The following is a 16,668-nucleotide window of genomic DNA, read 5'->3' on the forward strand; positions in this document are numbered from 1 at the left end:
CAGATGCATGGAATCGATTTCCAGTATATCCAGCCAGGGAAACCCACACAGAATGCTTTTATTGAACGATTCAACGGCACCTATAGAAGAGGAGTTTTAAATAAATACATTTTTGAAGACTTGAATCAGGTAAGAGAACAAACTCAAATCTGGATGGATGATTATAATAATCAAAGACCACATGATGCATTAGGAAAAATGGCACCAATAGAATATGCTGAATTTAATTCTCTATTAGCGACTACAGATAAAACCAAAAACAATAATTTTATCCCATCAAACAGTTCTAATTAGGGGAAGCTTACAGTAGCTCCTCTCCTTCGGAGAGGCGGGGGTGAGGCTTTATTTCAGCAATACACCCTTCTTCTGCATCACAGGCACATCCTGAAGAGCTTTATCATTGATGCTGTTCTTTGGGAACGTAAATTTTTTATGGAACATTTTTCCTTCAGCAAAAAAGGAAACGGAAAATTCATTATTCAGCTGGAGAACGTCGTCCTGCAGAAATTCTACTTTAGCAAAAGATTGTGGCGGCAATTTCGTTATGCTGTGCCTCATTGTTGAAGTTTCCCGTTTACCATCGTAACCTTTGGTCACAATCAAAACTCCTTCAATTGCTTCAGACCGGTCATTAATCAGGTAAGCATTCCAGTCAAAAGTGCCATAATCCTTATGCTTTTCCCGCACGGCAGCAACGTAAACCTCTTTAACTTCAGGAATTTCAATGTCCTTCTTCACTAATCGCTGATCTTGTTTTTAGCCCATTTATAAAGCCCGTAAAGGATTAGTGCTGCAACTCCAAGAAGGATGGCTCCTATTGTAAACTCAATGATTTCAATGGCTATTAATAAGATAATAATTCCTAAAGCAATAACTCCGATAACAATAAGGCCTGCTGTTTTCATATAGATGATTTAAACTGTTCTAAAAATCTCATGTCGTTTTCATAGAACATTCGAATATCCCCAATCTGGTAAAGCAGCATAGCAATTCTTTCTATTCCCATCCCAAAAGCAAAACCTGAATATTCTGAAGGATCTATGTTACAGTTACGCAGCACATTTGGATCGACCATTCCGCAGCCCATGATTTCCAGCCAGCCGGTACCTTTCGTGATTCGGTAGTCGGTTTCGGTTTCAAGGCCCCAGTAAATGTCAACCTCTGCACTTGGTTCTGTAAACGGAAAATAAGAAGGTCGTAACCTTATCTTCGATTTCCCGAACAACTGCTTAGTAAAGTACAACAAAGTTTGCTTTAAATCTGCAAATGATACGTTTTTGTCAACGTAAAGTCCTTCTACCTGATGAAAAATACAATGTGATCGGGCAGAAATGGCCTCATTTCTAAAAACTCTTCCGGGAGAGATGGTTCTAATCGGCGGCTTATTGTTTTCCATATACCGCACCTGCACCGAGGAGGTATGGGTGCGCAACAGCACATCGGGATTCGTCTGAATGAAAAAGGTATCCTGCATATCCCTTGCCGGGTGATATTCGGGAAGGTTAAGGGCAGTAAAATTATGCCAGTCATCTTCCATTTCAGGCCCTTCAGAAACATTGAATCCAATATTGGAGAAGATCTCAATGATCTGGTTCTTTACAATAGAAATAGGATGGCGAGCACCAATTTCAACCGGTTCACCGGGACGCGTAAGGTCACCATAGATCCCTTTTTCTTCCTCACGACTCTCCAGTTCCTCTTTTAGCTGCTGCACTTTATTGGTAGCAGCATCCTTAAGTTCATTCACCGCCTGTCCAAAAGCTTTTTTCTCCTCATTTGGCACCGCTTTGAATTCAGCAAAATACTGGTTCAAAATACCCTTTTTGCCAAGGTACTTTATACGGAAAATTTCTACTTCTTCTTTCGTATTTGCCGTGAAAGCTTCAATTTCAGCGATGTGTTCCTTAATGGTTTCTGTCATGGTTCCTTTTCTTTAGGAGGCGCAAATTTAGGAAAATAATGCGGCACTTCAACTGTCCAGGTAGACCGTATAAAATGATTACTTACCTGTCAAAAATGCTATTTTATGTATTCTTTTTCCAGGAAATACTGAACAATAGCTTCTTTCATGAGCACCTGTTGCTCCCCCGCCTTTAATTGTGGCAGATTTTCCAAAGTCTTGTAGTGTGGCCAGCCTTCATCATCAAAATATTCAAATTCGTAGTACCCGTAAGGCTCCAGGAGCCGACAAATTGCAATATGCATTAGGTCGAGCTTATGATCCTTTTTGAATTTCCTGTGCACCTGCCCCAGTTCCTGAAGACCTATAATATATATAATGGCATCGAGCTCCAGTTTTTCACCATCTGCAAATTGCTTTGACAGCTTGGTTTCCACCTCGGCCCAGCGTTGTTTTAATTGTTCATCTCTTGACATGGCGCAAAGATAATTACTAAGAACGGGAAATTGCTATCTTTGAGCACATGAATGTTCTGGACCTGCTCCTCAGTATATTCCTCCTTCTTGGGCTTGTAAGGGGGCTTTTTAAAGGCTTTTTTGCAGAACTTGCCGGCCTGCTGTCCCTCATTGGAGGGATATATGCCGCTATTCACTTTTCAGGTGCCACCTATGCATTCCTGAATTCGTTTATTGATTGGGATGAAAAATATCTCACCGTTCTTTCTTTTGCCGTCACTTTCTTTCTAGTCGCTTTTCTTATCTCGCTGGCGGGGAGTTTCCTTACCAAGATGGTGCACATGGTGGCACTTGGAATCGTTAACAGGTTAGCCGGCGCAGCGTTAGGGGTGCTAAAAATGGCATTTTTGGCAAGTATATTTATCATGTTCATAGAACGCTTCGAGGTTTTTCATGCCGAAGAAGCTACAAAAGAAGAATCTGTCCTCTACGAACCTGTCAGGATACTCGCCCCGGCTTTTCTACCCACTATTATTGAAGAAGTAAAAGAAGGGGATCTTTTCAAAACCTCTTCTGAAGCTGATGAAGCTCAAAAATAGTATTGAAAAAATCACCTTTTTTGGAAGGTGTTTTAGAAGCTCAATTGATAGACCTCATCAAGTTCGGAGTTGTTGCTGATGTTCACTCCCAGATCCTGAATAATTCCTGATCCCACTCCATAAACCACACCATGAAGAAATAATGGCTGATCGTGATTCCAGGCGTTCTGCACGATGGAAGTCTTGGCAAGATCATTAACCTGTTCTCGAACGTTCAATTCCACAAAACGATCAAAACGCTCCTGTTTATCTTCAATGGCATCAAGTTCCCGGTTGTGAAGACGATAGACATCTTTTATATGACGAATCCAGTTATCAATTAGTCCTATGGATTCATTACCCATAGCAGCTTTTACCCCACCGCAGCCGTAATGTCCGCAAACGATTACATGTTTCACCTTAAGTACATTCACTGCATAATCCAGAACACTCAGCATATTCATATCGGAATGCACTACCATATTGGCAATATTTCTGTGAACAAAGACTTCTCCCGGTTGCGCTCCAATGATCTGGTTGGCGGGAACACGGCTATCTGCACAACCTATCCACAACAACGGTGGTTGTTGTCCCTGAGCCAATCTTTCGAAAAATTGCGGATCATTTAATGTGGTTTCTTCAACCCATTTTTTATTGTTCTCAATTATTTTTCTATAAAAATCAGGCATAGTATTTTTTATTAGAACTCTCGGATTAAATTTTTTCCCAAATATTTCCAATACTCTCGTTTCTCAATTCCCGTTCCCTGTCCTTCGGCATTTTTTAAAAAAACCATGATATCAGACATGGATTTTAATCGCCGTTTTTTAGCTTCTATTTTTCTCAACTAAGTCGCAGGACTTTGACCTGCAAATGATCAGATATAAATTAACCACGAGTAAAATAATTCAATCCTTTAAAAGCTTCAAAAAGGGAGCTAAATGAAAATATTCAGGAAAAATTCACCTCCTTCTGCTGTTATATAAAAGTAGATAAAAAATAAAACATCACATATTTTCCGGGAGAAAGTATCTCATTTTTTCCGTCAGAGAATCGTAAATTACTCCTGACGGCTTCAAGTTGGAAAAGTTACAGCGGTTGAAGATTATATCGGTTTCACGGAGTTTTTAATACAACCTGGAATGACTTTTAAATGTATTTAATAGAGTAGGCACTCCTCACATTCTATTTAAGTAATTAATAAATTTCTGTTTATGTATATTAATTCGGAGATTTGCACCGGTCTAAAGTTTTAAGGACCTTCAAATATTAGAATTAATTTTTTATATATTTCTTTTAATTCAAAATCTGAGATTATGTACACTTTGAAATTAATAGATAATAAATTCACTCCCGAGGAAGCAAAGGAGGTTCTTCTGACCCTGATCAACGATAAAATCAAATTCCATTCTACAAAGAACTTCAGTTCTGAGATACGCACTGGATTATCCCAGGAACATTCCCGGCAGAGAATCAAAGAGCTGGAAGAGGCGAAAAAGGAAATAATCGCATTGATCAGAAAAGCTGAAGATGTGAACATCTTACTGGATGTGGAATCTTCCATACATATCTCTGGAAATCCTGTAGAAAAGAAATACCAGATTTAAGAATAATTATTTAAAATTCAATTAAACCCCCTCCTGGATGAATATAGATCTATTAATTGACAACCTCACCAGTCCGGCTTTACTGTTCTTCCTTTTAGGAATTATTGCAGTTTATATCAAAAGTGATCTGGAAATACCGCCTAACTCATCAAAATTTATTTCGCTTTATCTCCTGTTTTCGATTGGATTTAATGGGGGACGGGAACTTGCCCATAGCGAATTTTCCATGGAAATTATATGGGTTCTTTTATTTGGTGTGGTAAGTTCTATCATTATTCCCATTTATACCTTTTTCATCTTAAAAAGAAAACTTAGTACTGAAAATGCCGGAGCCATTGCAGCAGCTTACGGTTCTATTAGTGCTGTGACTTTTGTTACTGCAGTTTCATTTCTGGAATTGCAACAAGTTCCTTACAGCGGACACATGGTTGCTCTTATGGCCCTAATGGAAGCACCAGCAATTGTTGTAGGAGTAGTATTAATTATGCTGTACGGGAAAAAAAGTACAACATCACCAAAGGTAGGAAGCCTGGTAGGTCATTCTTTTGCCAATGGAAGTGTATTGATGATTCTTGGAAGCCTTGTAATTGGAGCTCTTGCAAGTGAAAGTCAGGCACAAGATATAACTCCTTTTACTACTGACATATTTAAAGGGTTCCTGGCTCTTTTCCTTTTAGACATGGGAATTGTTAGCGGAAGAAAATTAGGAGATTTTTTAAGAAATGGCTGGTTTACAACTCTGTTTGCCATTTTTATTCCGGTGGTAAATGGAATTGCGGTTGCATGGTTAAGCCAATTTGTAACAGAAAGTGTAGGAGATAGATTTATGCTCGCGATCCTTTGCGCCAGTGCATCTTACATCGCTGTGCCGGCTGCCATGAAAATGGCAGTACCAAAAGCAAATCCGGGATTATACTTGCCTATGGCCCTGGCTGTAACTTTCCCCTTCAATATAACTCTGGGATTCCCGCTCTATATGTCGGTGATCCTAGCATAAGGAACAAGAGAATATAATACTTCTTTAAAGAAGTTAGGATTATGATGATATTAACTCCGAAATTCAAGATAAGAGAAGAGTAACAAAGAAATCTTTCATTAAAGAGTGCTAAACTTTAATTAAAGCACCGATCATACGCTCTAGAATTGGAAAACAACTGTTAAGCTTAAGCTTATAATCTTTTTATACCCTCTTTAGGCATCCAGCCACGACTTCCGTTTGGCAACTCAATTTCAACCCAGTCCTGGAAATCTTCGACAATCTTCACCTTCGCTCCTTCATGGAGTAATAAAGCTTCTTCGGCCCGGGGCGAGGGTTCGTTCTTTACTTCAACCTCTTCAGAAAAAATTATAGCATAATCCCTTTCCTGCTGAAAGTTTTGCTTTGTTGCGGCTATTATTGCTGAAGATATTGCCATCACGACAAAGAACATGGCTCCTATGAAAAGCAATCTCTTAACCATGGTTTTTCTACTGAAATAATAAACCAGAAAGAACACGACAAACGTTAGCATACAAAAAATGGCAACCCAACCCCAGCCTGATGCAGAGAATGCTGCAGTAGAAGTGTCAAAAATGCCTCTAAACCCGGTTCTTTCTTCCTCTCCTATAGCGTCTATTGCCATATTCTTAGCAAATTCAAGATTGTTGCGGACATCCTCATCACCGGGTTTCAATTGTAAAGCCTTTTCGTAGTGGTAAATACTGGGCGCAACTCTGTTCAGCTTGTAATAAGAGTTACCCAGGTTGTAATGCACTGCGGCCGATGTTTCTCCGCCAGCGAGGATCTGTTCATATTGCTCAATCGCCCTATCATAATTTCCTGCGGCATATGCCTCATTAGCAGTCTCAAAAAGTTGAGAATTTTGAGCAATTCCGGTAAAACTGAAACACAATGCCAGTAAAAAGATTAGCTTTTTCATACTTGTTTATCCAATTTTGAAATTACACGCACGGCCTTATCATAATCCTGCTGCATCGCAACGTTTGATGCAGGAGTATAGCGGGCAAATTCACAGCTCTTTAGCAGCTCATTAAACTCTGCCACCGTAGTGGCATTAGCACCCTTACTTTCTAAAAGCTCCATTATCCTTTCCTTACTCATCTCACTGGTCTGGATGTGTAACTTGGCTTTTAAATAATTATGTAGTGCCCTTTCAAGGGATTCGTAAAATTTTGTTTGATCTCCCAGATTCTTTTTAGCTTCAGAAAGATATTTACGCGCCAAACGATCGGCTTTTCTAATCCTGTTTCCGCGGACATCCCCGGCTTTTTCACGCCTTTTTTTTCCCAAGAGGATCACCAGCGGAATGAAGAGTAAAGGTGAAAGAAACAAACTCCAGAATAAAGCAGATCCCATAAAAGGCGCTTCGCCAATTGTTTTTAAAGAGGTACTGAGTTTTATATATCTAAATTGCTTTGCAGCGGTAGGCTCCTGCTGTACGATCGCTCCTGTACTTCCCGAAGCCGGTTGGCTTCCCCCCGGCGGTGCAGCCACATCTACCATGATCTCGTCTGAAGTGAGGGTTCTATAGGACTGGGAATCGAGATCAAAATAACTAAAAGTGACAGGGGGAATCGGATACTTTCCTTTTGACTGCGGCACCAAAGTGTAGTTATTCAATATGCTCCCCTGCATCCCATTAATTGTGGTATTGACGTCTTCTACATACTCAGGCTCATATTTCTCCATAGAGGCAGGTACGGTCAAAGGTGGCAGGTCGAACAATTTAAGATTTCCCTGTCCGGTTACCTCTACAGTGGCCTGCAGCGACTCGGTTGCGCGAAGTTCAGTTTTGTCGGTGGTTACGTTGAGATTCAGATTTTTACCAACAGCACCGGTAAAGTCGGCCGGGCGGCCTTCCTGTGGTAAAGGTTTTACTTCAATACTGCGATTTCCCGCAGCAACTACTTTATCTACAGTTTCATAAAACCTGTTCCCAAAGATATCCCTTCGGTTACCGGGCACCTCAACAGAAATATTCAGGGTTAGCGGTTCAATGTTCAGCTTTCCGGTCTTTTGCGGATAAAGCACTGTCTTCCGAAGTACCACAAACCTGTAGGGTTCGCCATCATAGGTTCCATTCTCGACCTGCAGCCTTCTAATATCTATATTCTGGCTCCAGAAATCGCTAAACTTTGGACTATCGATCTGGCGCCAGTCACTCACATTGATACGAGGACTCACATACAACTTATAGACAACCGTAATGGCCTCATTTAAATAAGGGTTGGTATCGGATATTTCTGCTACCAGATGAATATTTTCTGAAGCTATGTATTCTGAATTTTCACCGTCTGTTGGTTCATCTACAGCCGCAGTGACTTCCACCTGTACCGGTGTAGTTTTATAAATATTACCGTCTATCGTGATCTCAGCTTGGCCAATAGTGAAATTTCCCCGGCCTTTTGGAGCGAGAAAATAGCTGTATGTTTTGGAGTAGCTTCTCTTTCCATTGATCCAGCTGTTACTTACCGACTGGTTTGGACCTCCAACAACAGTAAAGTTGGCAAATTCCGGAGGATTAAAATTATCACCATCCTGGTTCATTTCAAAGTCAACCCTAAGACGCTCATTCACCCCAAGTTTATCCTTGCTTACTTTGGCCTCAAACTGTACCTGTCCAATGGCAAAGCCTGAGACAAGAAACATCACTAAAAGTAGCAGTTTGTGCTTCATTTTTTACCAGTCTTTTTCTGTTTGTACAGGAACACCCTTAGCCTTTTTAGCATTTATCCTTTCCTGCACTTTCTGTTCTTCATTTCCCATAGCTTCCAGCAGGTTTTTCACCTGTTGTGGAGAAAGCTGTCCCGGCCGTTGTTGTGGCTGTTTGGGCTGCTCACCTTCTTTTGGTTGTTCCTGTTTTTTCTGCTCTTTATCGCCTGGCTGGCCGGCATTATCTTTCTTTTGCTCGCCTTCTTTATTTTCGTCTTCTTTTTTATCACCACCCTCTTTATCATCGGGTTGACCGTCATCGCTCTGCTCCTTCTCGTTCTCTCCCTCCTGCTGTTCGTTCTTATCCTGTTGATTTTCCTGGTCCTGCTGATCCTTTTCGTTGCTGTCACCGCCGCCGCCCTGCTTTTCCTCTTCTTCCAGCATCTTTTTAGCCAGAGCAAGATTATAACGGGTTTCGTCGTCTTTTGGATTATTGCGCAGGGATTGCTTATATGCCTCCACAGCTTCACTGTACTTTTTCTGCTTCATATAGGCATTACCCTGGTTGTGAAAAGCGTCATGTTTTAAAGGCTTTTCCTCAGCTGTAGTTGCAGCGCCACGGTGACGCTCCAAAGCCTGACTTGTAATGTCCTTGTTATAGTAAAGATTTCCCAGATTGTATTTCGCTTCGGCATTTGCAGGATCTTTTGCTATTGCTTTACGATAAAAAGCTTCTGCAGTAGCCGGGTTATTATCGGCCAGTGCAGCTTCTGCTTCCTGCATATATTTTTTTGCTGCTTTAGTTGCAACTTCAGGATTTTCCTGCGCAGCAGCAAAAAAAGGAAAAGAAAAAAGGATACCAAAAAACATCATTTTTGGCAGGTATTGTTTGGTCATTCTTTTCATCATCAGCTTCTTTTTTCGTTAAACAAATTTAACCTTTTTAACCAGGAAGTTTGTCGTTCAAGTAACAGAATATCAAGCAACAAAAACAGCAGACCCAAGGCTAAAAACCATTGGAATTGACTTTTATACTCGGCTATTTGCTGCGATTCAAATTCTTTTTTGTCCATATTTTGGAGGATCTCTGTCACTTCTTCCACAACTTCGGAAGTTACTCTTCCATCAATATATCTCCCGTTTGCTTCGGAAGCTATCTCCTTCAGGGTTTCTTCATTAAGTCTGGTAATTACTGTTTCCCCCTGATTATCCTTCTTATAATTCTGAATTACGCCATTTCTTTTCACGGGAATTGGTCCTCCTTTTGAAGTTCCCACCCCAATAGTCACGATCCTGATGCCTTCACGGGCAGCTTCCGCAGCTATTTCCTCAATATTTCCTTCATGGTCTTCCCCATCACTAATTAGAAAAAGGACCCTGTTAGTCTGTCCATCATCATTAAAGTAGGTTTTTGCCAGTTCTATCGCTTCCCTAATGGCTGTTCCCTGCGATGAAAGCATATCGGTATTCATGTTCTGAAGGAACATTTTAGCCGCAGCATAATCTGTCGTGATTGGTAACTGCGGAAATGCACTACCGGCATAAGCTATGATCCCAACCCGGTCACTGGCCAGATTGTTAATTATCTGCGTGACCAGTTGTTTCGATTTCTCAAGCCGGTTTGGCGCAATATCTTCGGCCAGCATACTCTTTGAAACATCCAGAGCAAAAACGACATCTACTCCCTCTCTTTTTACAGTTTCCAATTTTGTGCCAAACTGCGGATTCACCAGTGCTATTACAAAACTGGTAATAGCAAGGCAAAGCAGGATGATCTTCATTACCTGTTTCCCGGTGGAGCGGTTAGGGCTCAACCTGTCCAGCAATTCTTTGTCGGCAAATTTGCGCTGTGTTCTTTTTTGCCAAAAGATAACCATGGCATACAGCAGTACTATGACAGGAATGCCGATCAATAACCACAAATAAGTTTTATCTTCTAACAAAAACATCTTCTACTTTTTTTATACAAAGCTTCTGAAAACAGTAAATCTCAACAGTACTTCAAACAATAACAGAAATCCTGCCAGTAAAATCAACGGCCGGAATTTTTCCTCGTAATTATAAAACCTGAATTCTTCTATTTCAGTTTTTTCCAGCTCATCTATTTCCGCATATATTTCCTCAAGGGATTCATTATCGGTCGCCCGGAAGTATTGTCCGCCGGTGGTTTTGGAAATTTCTCTTAGGAGGTCTTCATCAATTTCCACGGGTACCCTGCCGTACTGGAAATTTCCATTTGGTAAAATAGCTATGGGAGATAAGGCGGTGCCGTTACTTCCCACTCCGATGGTATATACTTTAATCCCGAATTCAACCGCAAGTTCGCTGGCTATGGTGGGATCGATAAACCCTGCATTATTCATTCCATCGGTAAGCAAAATGACCACTTTACTTTCCGCTTTACTATCTTTTAATCTGTTCACTGCTGTAGCGAGACCCATCCCAATAGCGGTACCATTCTCCAGCAAATTGTTGTACTCAATCTCCTCAAGTGCACTTAGCACAATGCTTTTATCACTGGTAATAGGAGTTTGAGTAAAACTTTCTCCGGCGTAAACTACCAGTCCTATCCTGTCTGCAGGACGATTTTTGACAAAGTCTGCGGCCACTTCTTTTGTTGCTTCGAGCCGGTTTGGATCAAGATCACGCGCCAGCATACTCGCTGAAACATCTATAGCCATTACAATGTCAATCCCAAAATTACTGCTGGTTTGGGAGGAGACATCGACGCTACGCGGTCTTGCAAGTGCTGTTATTACAAGAGCGAGAACCATCAATCTCAACACGAATAAAACCGGACGAAATTTTCCAAGTAAGCCGGGTTTGGCTTCAAAACCTTTTATGCTCGAGATCCTGAGTTCGGCTGTTTGGCGGTTGCGTTTCCACACATACCAGCCCAAAGCCAGCGGCAGGAGCAGCAATAACCAAAAGAACTGCGGGTCTTCAAAAAATAATCCTTCGAACATTAATTCGCTTTGTTTATAAGTTCAACCGATGTCGTTATTCGCTGAGCAATCTCATCGGCATATTTATCTTCTTCATTGTAGATCATTACCACCTGCTGGTATCCTTCTCCCATTCCAAAGTTCAGAATCGAATATTTTTTTGAAACAGGTTGTGATTTTTCATCTTCCTGGAAGGTCATGGTTCCAAAGACTTTTAAACCTTCCAATCCATTTAGAGTTGTAAATTCTTCCTGCTTGGTAATTATATTTCTCGCACCCCTCTCTTCCAGATATGTATAAACCTCCTCAAGAGCAGAGTCAAGACTAAAATCTTCCCCTGCCCGGCGGGTATTAATACTTACGAACAGGTTGGAATCAAGACTTCCGTAATTAAAAGTTTCTTTTCCGGTAGCCATTGCATCGGGGTTATTTATATCCCTCACCAGGACATCCGGGGTGGCAATAGTAACTGCAGGAGTACCGTATTCACTGGAGATCCATTCACTTTCCAGTATTTCTTTGCTTGTATTTCCTATGTAAGTATCTGTAAAATATTCAAATCCGCGGGTGGAGATTATGTAGGCCGTACCTGCACTTATAAGTAGTACCACCACAACTATTCCTAAAATGATCTTTTTGACCTTCTTTTTTCGCTCTAACCTTTCGCGATATTCTTTATCGGCAAGCAATTCCTCCTCTGTAGGCTGCGGAATTGAAGCTTTCGTGTCTTTAATTACATTCTCAACACTACTGCGATCTTCCTTTGCAGTAAGGACATCGGGCCGGGAATTTGCAAACTTGGCGAGATCGGCTCTTTCTAAAATCTCTTTTAACCGGCTAATCGTGGTGTTCTCAAGTTTTAATCTGCCACGATCTCTTTCGGCTTCGAGGTAGGCGATGAGTTCATTTGTGGTACTTTCCAAAGCATGATCGTAAATGTCCCCATCAAGATATCGCCTCACAGCGGCTGAAAGCTGAGAATAGTATTCCTTGATCTCCCGTTGTTCTAAAAGATGAGAATCATCAAGCTGTTTCAGTTCAAAAAGTGCACGCTCGTATGGCGGAAGCTGTTTCGCAGCCTCTTTTCTTTTTTTCCTGCTCCTGTAAAGCAGGTAAACTACTACCCCCAAAAGTATAATCCCCAGCAACCACAATATCCAGGCTGAAATTTCAAAAGCCGGTGGCACCTCAACGGCAGGTTTTATGGGAAACATTTTTTGCTTTGTGGTATCAACTACTACATCATTCACCACCACTGCAAAGGAATCAGTAAGAAATTCCCGATCATTGATCAATACCCGCTGCCGCGGAATAGTATAGCTGCCGGAGTCAAATTGGGTAAGGGCGTACTCACGAACGAGACGGTAACGGTCACTAATATCGCTGGTGTCAATGGCATAAGCCTCGATCATTTCCAGCGGAGAAAAAGTCTGGCCTTCGGGGAAAACTACCAGATCTTCCCGGTCTGCTTCCACCGAAAGTTTATAGGTGATCTGCTCTCCAATTTTAATCGTGGTAGTATCCACAGAAGCCGAAACTTCCTGGGCACGAACTTCAGTAAGTCCTGAAGTAAGAAAAAATATGAACAGACAGAATAAAAGAAAGTTATTCTTTAGGGTTTCAAAAATGCCATTCTGCCTTAAAATTCTTTGCATTAAATAATCTTTTATCTGGCCTTAAAATAGCCGAGTAATTTTTTTACATAACTTTCATCAACACGGGTGCTAAGGCTTCCTGCCCCGCTTCTTCTAAAGCTTTCAGAAAAATAGTCAACCCGTTCGCGGTAATACCGGGAATAATTTTTCCGTACTGCTCTGGAAGAGGTATCTACCATTATTCTTTTACCGGTTTCTTCGTCCTGCATGGCGACCATTCCAAGGTTAGGAATTTCCTCTTCCCGTTCGTCGTAGACCCGAATTCCAGTCACGTCATGGCGGCCACTGGTTATTTTTAAGGTTCGCTGGTAGTCTTCATCAATAAAATCTGAAAGCACAAATACGATCGCCTTCTTCTTCATGACGCGAGAAAGATAACTCAGCGCATTTTCAAGGTTAGTTTTGTGGCTTTTCGGTTCAAACTCTAAGAGTTCTCTAATTATTCGAAGTACGTGAGAGCGGCCTTTCTTCGGCGGAATATAAAGCTCAATAACATCTGAAAAAAGAATGAGCCCGATCTTATCATTGTTTTGGGTAGCCGAAAATGCCAAAGTAGCGGCAATTTCTGTGATGATGTCCTGCTTAAATCCATTTCGGGTTCCAAACAATCCGGAACCGGAAACGTCAACTACCAGCATCATTGTGAGCTCACGTTCTTCTTCAAAAACCTTCACAAAAGGTTCGGAATAACGCGCAGTCACATTCCAGTCAATATTTCTTACATCATCTCCAAAATGATACTGGCGCACCTCACTAAAGGTCATTCCACGACCTTTAAAGGTAGAGTGATACTCGCCGCCAAAGATGTGGTCACTTAACCGGCGGGTTTTAATCTCTATTTTCCGTACTTTTTTGAGTAACTCCTTAGTATCCATTTTTTCAATTGACAATGATCAATAAACAATTAACAGGAAATAATCAGCAATTATCAGAATCTAAAAACCTGATCATTGCTAATTGATCAATTGTTCATTATTAAGGTACTTCGATCTCGTTTACGATCTTGTTAATGATATCTTCAGAAGTTACATTTTCGGCTTCGGCTTCATAGGTAATACCAATCCTGTGACGCAGTACATCGTGTACGATGGCACGAACATCCTCTGGTACTACGTAACCGCGACGTTTAATAAAAGCGTAGCATTTGGCTGCTGTCGCCAGGTTTATACTTCCCCTTGGAGAAGCTCCGAAATTGATAAGCGGCTTAAGGCTCTCAAGCCTGTATTTTTCGGGGAAACGTGTAGCAAAAACTATATCGAGAATGTATTTTTCAATCTTTTCATCCATATATACCTCCCGCACCGCTTGTTGTGCCCTTGCAATTTGCTCCAGACTCACAACAGGATTCACCTTTTCAAAACTTCCTTTAAGATTGGCTCGAATGATCATTTGTTCATCGGCCATTTCGGGATATTTTATTACCGTCTTCAGCATAAAACGGTCAACCTGTGCCTCGGGCAGCGGATAAGTTCCTTCCTGCTCCACCGGGTTTTGAGTGGCCATAACCAAAAAAGGACGATCCAGCACAAAAGTTTCTTCTCCAATAGTAACTTGTTTTTCCTGCATGGCTTCAAGTAGAGCCGATTGCACTTTCGCCGGCGCCCTGTTAATCTCATCTGCAAGAACGAAATTGGCGAAAATAGGTCCTTTTTTAATGCTGAAATCATTTTCCTTCATGTTGAAAATGAGCGTCCCAACAACATCTGCCGGAAGAAGATCGGGCGTAAACTGTATCCTGCTGAAGGAACCATGCACAGCCTGGGATAGCGTATTTATGGCCAGTGTTTTTGCAAGTCCGGGAACTCCTTCCAGCAGAATGTGTCCCTGGCCAAGTAACCCGATTAACAAGCGTTCAACCATATGTTTTTGGCCTACTATGACCTTCTTCATTTCTGAACTGAGTATATCAACAAAGGCGCTCTCGCGTTCTATTTTTTCGTTGATACTCGCTATGTCTACCGAGCTGTTATTTTCCTGCATGAATGATTAATTTTTATATGTGAAGATACTTATCTATAGTCAACGGCGCAACCTCAGCAAATATTCAACCAATTTATCTTAAAATTTTGTTAAAAGAAAAAGCAGCGGGATTACCGCTGCTTTATTACTAGCAAAACTTTATTGCAATTTATTCAGTTACATCGAGCCATAAAGTTTCGACATCCACATCGGCACCAGCTGCAACTACTACATTATTCACAACAGCTATGTCTAATCCTAATCCGGAAGCCGGAGTAGCAGTCACTCGATAAGTTCCCGCAGGAAGACCATGTATTTGAAAATTCCCATTAGCATCGGTATACGTCGAAGCATTTAAAGAACCGCTCTCAGCTGTTACCAGTACCTGCTCGGTTGTAGGATGAACCTTCCCTACAATAGAACCGGTATTAGCCTCTGCCGCCACTCTAATAACAGGATGAAGTTTATAACCCTCGCCGGCAATATTCTTAACAGATTTGTCAACGTCAAAATCCAGAATAAAAGTATATTCTGCATTTGCCTCGAGCTCTTGATCTACCATTACTTTGAGTCCCGACTGTTGTGCACTGGGAGTTTCTAAGGCATACTTATGCTCCACCTGCTCTTCATCCACTACTACAATAGTGTTATTATCTCCAAGAACAAGTCTGATTTGATGAAGGTAACCTGCTTCAATTTCGGTATCAACCAATAATTCAGTAACACCACCTGTGAGACTTAGAAGATCAATAACTCCCGTATTTACTCCTTCAAGACTGGTCCAGTCTTCTTCCTCACTTCCTTCAGCAGTCGTTTTAATCATCACATCTTCAACTTCAACCAAGACATGCTCATAATCCCCAGGGGCATCGGTTAACTTTACGGCCACTCTTGCCATACCTTCCTCTGTTCCTCCGGAATTATCATCTGAACTACAACTAACAAGCCCCGATACCAGAGCAAAAAGGAATAAAAATAAATGGTACTTTTTCATAAAAGATTGTTTTTAGGTTTAGGCATAATAACGCTCGATAAAGTGGTTTAATTTATCGATTAATGAAGTTTAACTAAAATTAACTATCCTCAACACTCCTTTAACAACACAGCTTTTAGTTAAAATGCAGGAGTTCATTACTTTTAAAAAATGAGACAAAGAAATTCTTATTCCCGTATCATTCAGGATCCGGAAGCATGGGATGAAATATCGAAAGGAAAGAAAATAAGACTTTTTCAACATTGCGTGGAAAAAGGGATAACAACATTTCTAATTAATTTATCAAAGGATAAAAATTATAATCATAGCCTGGGAACTGCATTTAGTGAAAGTGGATTAAGTCGTGATCAGGTACAAATGGTTGCCTTCCCGGGCAGAGATCTTACAAATAAAGAGACGATCATCTCCCGGGTAAAAAAGATTCTCAAGCTCCTGGACACAGATTATCTCGACCTGTTAATCCTGGACTTTAATGCACCTTTAGAAGTGCTTTTTTCAACTATAAAAGAACTAAGGGCCGGTGGTAAAATTGTGGAAGTAGGAATGCTGGAAATAAGACCCGGGGAGAAAAAAGAATTTTTAAAAGATTTTCCTGCCAGTGCCACTCTTTCTACCTTCAGCTTTACCCCTGGAGCAGTGAAAACCCTTACCTTAGCTGAAGCCGCTACAGAAGACACCACACAAATGATAATTCCCGAAAATGGGGATTGGGAAAATGAACATGAGGAGCTAAAAAAGGTAGCAAATAAGTATAACCTGCATCCAAAAGAGATGCTTTTCGCCTGGTTACTACACCACAAAGCTCAATTTCATGCAGTAATCAAAGGAAATTCTGAAACGATCATAGATTCGGCTCATAAAGCATTTCACACTTCTATTATTGAAGAAGATTTGAAAAAGCTACCTGAAAGACTTTAAAAAAA

The 16,668-nt window shown here is 41.0% G+C and carries 19 protein-coding genes; 5 read left to right on the plus strand and 14 right to left on the minus strand.

Annotated elements, in window-relative coordinates; translation table 11 throughout:
* Positions 1-294: integrase core domain-containing protein (locus H148_RS0100535; RefSeq protein WP_029033045.1), on the plus strand; the 294-nt coding region annotated here is incomplete at its 5' end.
* A gap of 48 nt (positions 295-342) precedes the next feature.
* Here the strand turns inward: H148_RS0100535 and H148_RS0100540 are convergent.
* The 4 genes from H148_RS0100540 to H148_RS0100555 form a co-directional block, all read right to left on the minus strand.
* Positions 343-738, minus strand: coding sequence for a hypothetical protein (locus H148_RS0100540; RefSeq protein ID WP_029033046.1), 396 nt, complete (start codon positions 736-738; stop codon positions 343-345).
* A complete protein-coding gene (locus tag H148_RS18550) occupies positions 738-905 on the minus strand; it encodes a hypothetical protein (RefSeq protein ID WP_156877173.1) in 168 nt (55 codons plus the stop codon). The genes H148_RS0100540 and H148_RS18550 overlap by 1 nt, the downstream gene beginning before the upstream one ends.
* Complete coding sequence (gene pheS / locus H148_RS0100550; protein ID WP_029033047.1) at positions 902-1,921, minus strand: phenylalanine--tRNA ligase subunit alpha; 1,020 nt, start codon at positions 1,919-1,921, stop codon at positions 902-904. The genes H148_RS18550 and pheS overlap by 4 nt, the downstream gene beginning before the upstream one ends.
* A gap of 98 nt (positions 1,922-2,019) precedes the next feature.
* Positions 2,020-2,376: a hypothetical protein gene (locus H148_RS0100555; RefSeq protein ID WP_029033048.1), complete on the minus strand. Its 357-nt coding sequence runs from the start codon at positions 2,374-2,376 to the stop codon at positions 2,020-2,022.
* Between the two features lie 47 nt (positions 2,377-2,423).
* Here H148_RS0100555 and H148_RS0100560 point away from each other — a divergent pair, with 47 nt between their 5' ends.
* Positions 2,424-2,954, plus strand: coding sequence for a CvpA family protein (locus H148_RS0100560; RefSeq protein WP_029033049.1), 531 nt, complete (start codon positions 2,424-2,426; stop codon positions 2,952-2,954).
* Positions 2,955-2,986: 32 nt separating this feature from the next.
* Here the strand turns inward: H148_RS0100560 and can are convergent, their stop codons facing one another.
* Positions 2,987-3,622, minus strand: coding sequence for a carbonate dehydratase (gene can / locus H148_RS0100565; protein WP_029033050.1), 636 nt, complete (start codon positions 3,620-3,622; stop codon positions 2,987-2,989).
* 627 nt (positions 3,623-4,249) lie between these two features.
* Here can and H148_RS16980 point away from each other — a divergent pair.
* Positions 4,250-4,540: a hypothetical protein gene (locus H148_RS16980; RefSeq protein WP_051286106.1), complete on the plus strand. Its 291-nt coding sequence runs from the start codon at positions 4,250-4,252 to the stop codon at positions 4,538-4,540.
* Between the two features lie 37 nt (positions 4,541-4,577).
* Positions 4,578-5,537 (plus strand): sodium-dependent bicarbonate transport family permease, encoded by a 960-nt coding sequence (locus H148_RS0100580; protein WP_029033051.1) that lies wholly within the window; start codon positions 4,578-4,580, stop codon positions 5,535-5,537.
* Positions 5,538-5,709: 172 nt separating this feature from the next.
* Here the strand turns inward: H148_RS0100580 and H148_RS0100585 are convergent, their stop codons facing one another.
* The 9 genes from H148_RS0100585 to H148_RS0100625 form a co-directional block, all read right to left on the minus strand.
* On the minus strand, positions 5,710-6,459 hold the full coding sequence (locus H148_RS0100585) for an SH3 domain-containing protein (protein WP_029033052.1): 750 nt from the start codon (positions 6,457-6,459) through the stop codon (positions 5,710-5,712).
* Positions 6,456-8,216 (minus strand): BatD family protein, encoded by a 1,761-nt coding sequence (locus H148_RS0100590; protein ID WP_029033053.1) that lies wholly within the window; start codon positions 8,214-8,216, stop codon positions 6,456-6,458. Before H148_RS0100590 ends, H148_RS0100585 begins: the two co-directional genes overlap by 4 nt.
* Positions 8,217-8,219: 3 nt before the next feature.
* Entirely contained in the window at positions 8,220-9,101 is an 882-nt protein-coding gene (locus H148_RS0100595; RefSeq protein WP_051286107.1) for a tetratricopeptide repeat protein, read from the minus strand.
* Positions 9,101-10,141 carry a vWA domain-containing protein gene (locus tag H148_RS0100600; RefSeq protein ID WP_029033055.1) on the minus strand — a complete coding sequence of 347 codons (1,041 nt, stop codon included), beginning with the start codon at positions 10,139-10,141 and terminating at the stop codon, positions 9,101-9,103. The genes H148_RS0100595 and H148_RS0100600 overlap by 1 nt, the downstream gene beginning before the upstream one ends.
* 12 nt (positions 10,142-10,153) lie before the next feature.
* Positions 10,154-11,158, minus strand: a complete 1,005-nt coding sequence (locus H148_RS0100605; RefSeq protein ID WP_029033056.1) for a vWA domain-containing protein — start codon at positions 11,156-11,158, stop codon at positions 10,154-10,156.
* A complete protein-coding gene (locus H148_RS0100610) occupies positions 11,158-12,792 on the minus strand; it encodes a DUF4381 domain-containing protein (protein ID WP_156877174.1) in 1,635 nt (544 codons plus the stop codon). The genes H148_RS0100605 and H148_RS0100610 overlap by 1 nt, the downstream gene beginning before the upstream one ends.
* An 11-nt stretch (positions 12,793-12,803) precedes the next feature.
* A complete protein-coding gene (locus H148_RS0100615) occupies positions 12,804-13,667 on the minus strand; it encodes a DUF58 domain-containing protein (protein ID WP_029033058.1) in 864 nt (287 codons plus the stop codon).
* 100 nt (positions 13,668-13,767) lie between these two features.
* Complete coding sequence (locus H148_RS0100620) at positions 13,768-14,772, minus strand: AAA family ATPase (protein ID WP_029033059.1); 1,005 nt, start codon at positions 14,770-14,772, stop codon at positions 13,768-13,770.
* A 148-nt stretch (positions 14,773-14,920) separates the two neighbouring features.
* A complete protein-coding gene (locus tag H148_RS0100625; protein WP_029033060.1) occupies positions 14,921-15,745 on the minus strand; it encodes a DUF4382 domain-containing protein in 825 nt (274 codons plus the stop codon).
* A gap of 150 nt (positions 15,746-15,895) precedes the next feature.
* Here H148_RS0100625 and H148_RS0100630 point away from each other — a divergent pair, with 150 nt between their 5' ends.
* Positions 15,896-16,663: an aldo/keto reductase gene (locus tag H148_RS0100630; protein WP_029033061.1), complete on the plus strand. Its 768-nt coding sequence runs from the start codon at positions 15,896-15,898 to the stop codon at positions 16,661-16,663.
* Positions 16,664-16,668 lie beyond the last annotated feature (5 nt).

The organism is Salinimicrobium terrae DSM 17865, from assembly GCF_000424665.1.
GTDB lineage: Bacteria > Bacteroidota > Bacteroidia > Flavobacteriales > Flavobacteriaceae > Salinimicrobium > Salinimicrobium terrae.

Bases quoted from the DNA above. Each gene is read 5' to 3' on its own strand.
- H148_RS0100580 (WP_029033051.1), top strand. From the start codon at position 4,578: ATGAATATAGATCTATTAATTGACAACCTCACCAGTCCGGCTTTACTG.
- H148_RS18550 (WP_156877173.1), bottom strand. From the start codon at position 905: ATGAAAACAGCAGGCCTTATTGTTATCGGAGTTATTGCTTTAGGAATT.
- H148_RS0100555 (WP_029033048.1), bottom strand. From the start codon at position 2,376: ATGTCAAGAGATGAACAATTAAAACAACGCTGGGCCGAGGTGGAAACC.
- H148_RS0100590 (WP_029033053.1), bottom strand. From the start codon at position 8,216: ATGAAGCACAAACTGCTACTTTTAGTGATGTTTCTTGTCTCAGGCTTT.
- H148_RS16980 (WP_051286106.1), top strand. From the start codon at position 4,250: ATGTACACTTTGAAATTAATAGATAATAAATTCACTCCCGAGGAAGCA.
- H148_RS0100600 (WP_029033055.1), bottom strand. From the start codon at position 10,141: ATGTTTTTGTTAGAAGATAAAACTTATTTGTGGTTATTGATCGGCATT.
- H148_RS0100620 (WP_029033059.1), bottom strand. From the start codon at position 14,772: ATGCAGGAAAATAACAGCTCGGTAGACATAGCGAGTATCAACGAAAAA.
- H148_RS0100560 (WP_029033049.1), top strand. From the start codon at position 2,424: ATGAATGTTCTGGACCTGCTCCTCAGTATATTCCTCCTTCTTGGGCTT.
- H148_RS0100625 (WP_029033060.1), bottom strand. From the start codon at position 15,745: ATGAAAAAGTACCATTTATTTTTATTCCTTTTTGCTCTGGTATCGGGG.
- pheS (WP_029033047.1), bottom strand. From the start codon at position 1,921: ATGACAGAAACCATTAAGGAACACATCGCTGAAATTGAAGCTTTCACG.
- can (WP_029033050.1), bottom strand. From the start codon at position 3,622: ATGCCTGATTTTTATAGAAAAATAATTGAGAACAATAAAAAATGGGTT.
- H148_RS0100610 (WP_156877174.1), bottom strand. From the start codon at position 12,792: ATGCAAAGAATTTTAAGGCAGAATGGCATTTTTGAAACCCTAAAGAAT.
- H148_RS0100585 (WP_029033052.1), bottom strand. From the start codon at position 6,459: ATGAAAAAGCTAATCTTTTTACTGGCATTGTGTTTCAGTTTTACCGGA.
- H148_RS0100615 (WP_029033058.1), bottom strand. From the start codon at position 13,667: ATGGATACTAAGGAGTTACTCAAAAAAGTACGGAAAATAGAGATTAAA.
- H148_RS0100630 (WP_029033061.1), top strand. From the start codon at position 15,896: ATGAGACAAAGAAATTCTTATTCCCGTATCATTCAGGATCCGGAAGCA.
- H148_RS0100595 (WP_051286107.1), bottom strand. From the start codon at position 9,101: ATGATGAAAAGAATGACCAAACAATACCTGCCAAAAATGATGTTTTTT.
- H148_RS0100605 (WP_029033056.1), bottom strand. From the start codon at position 11,158: ATGTTCGAAGGATTATTTTTTGAAGACCCGCAGTTCTTTTGGTTATTG.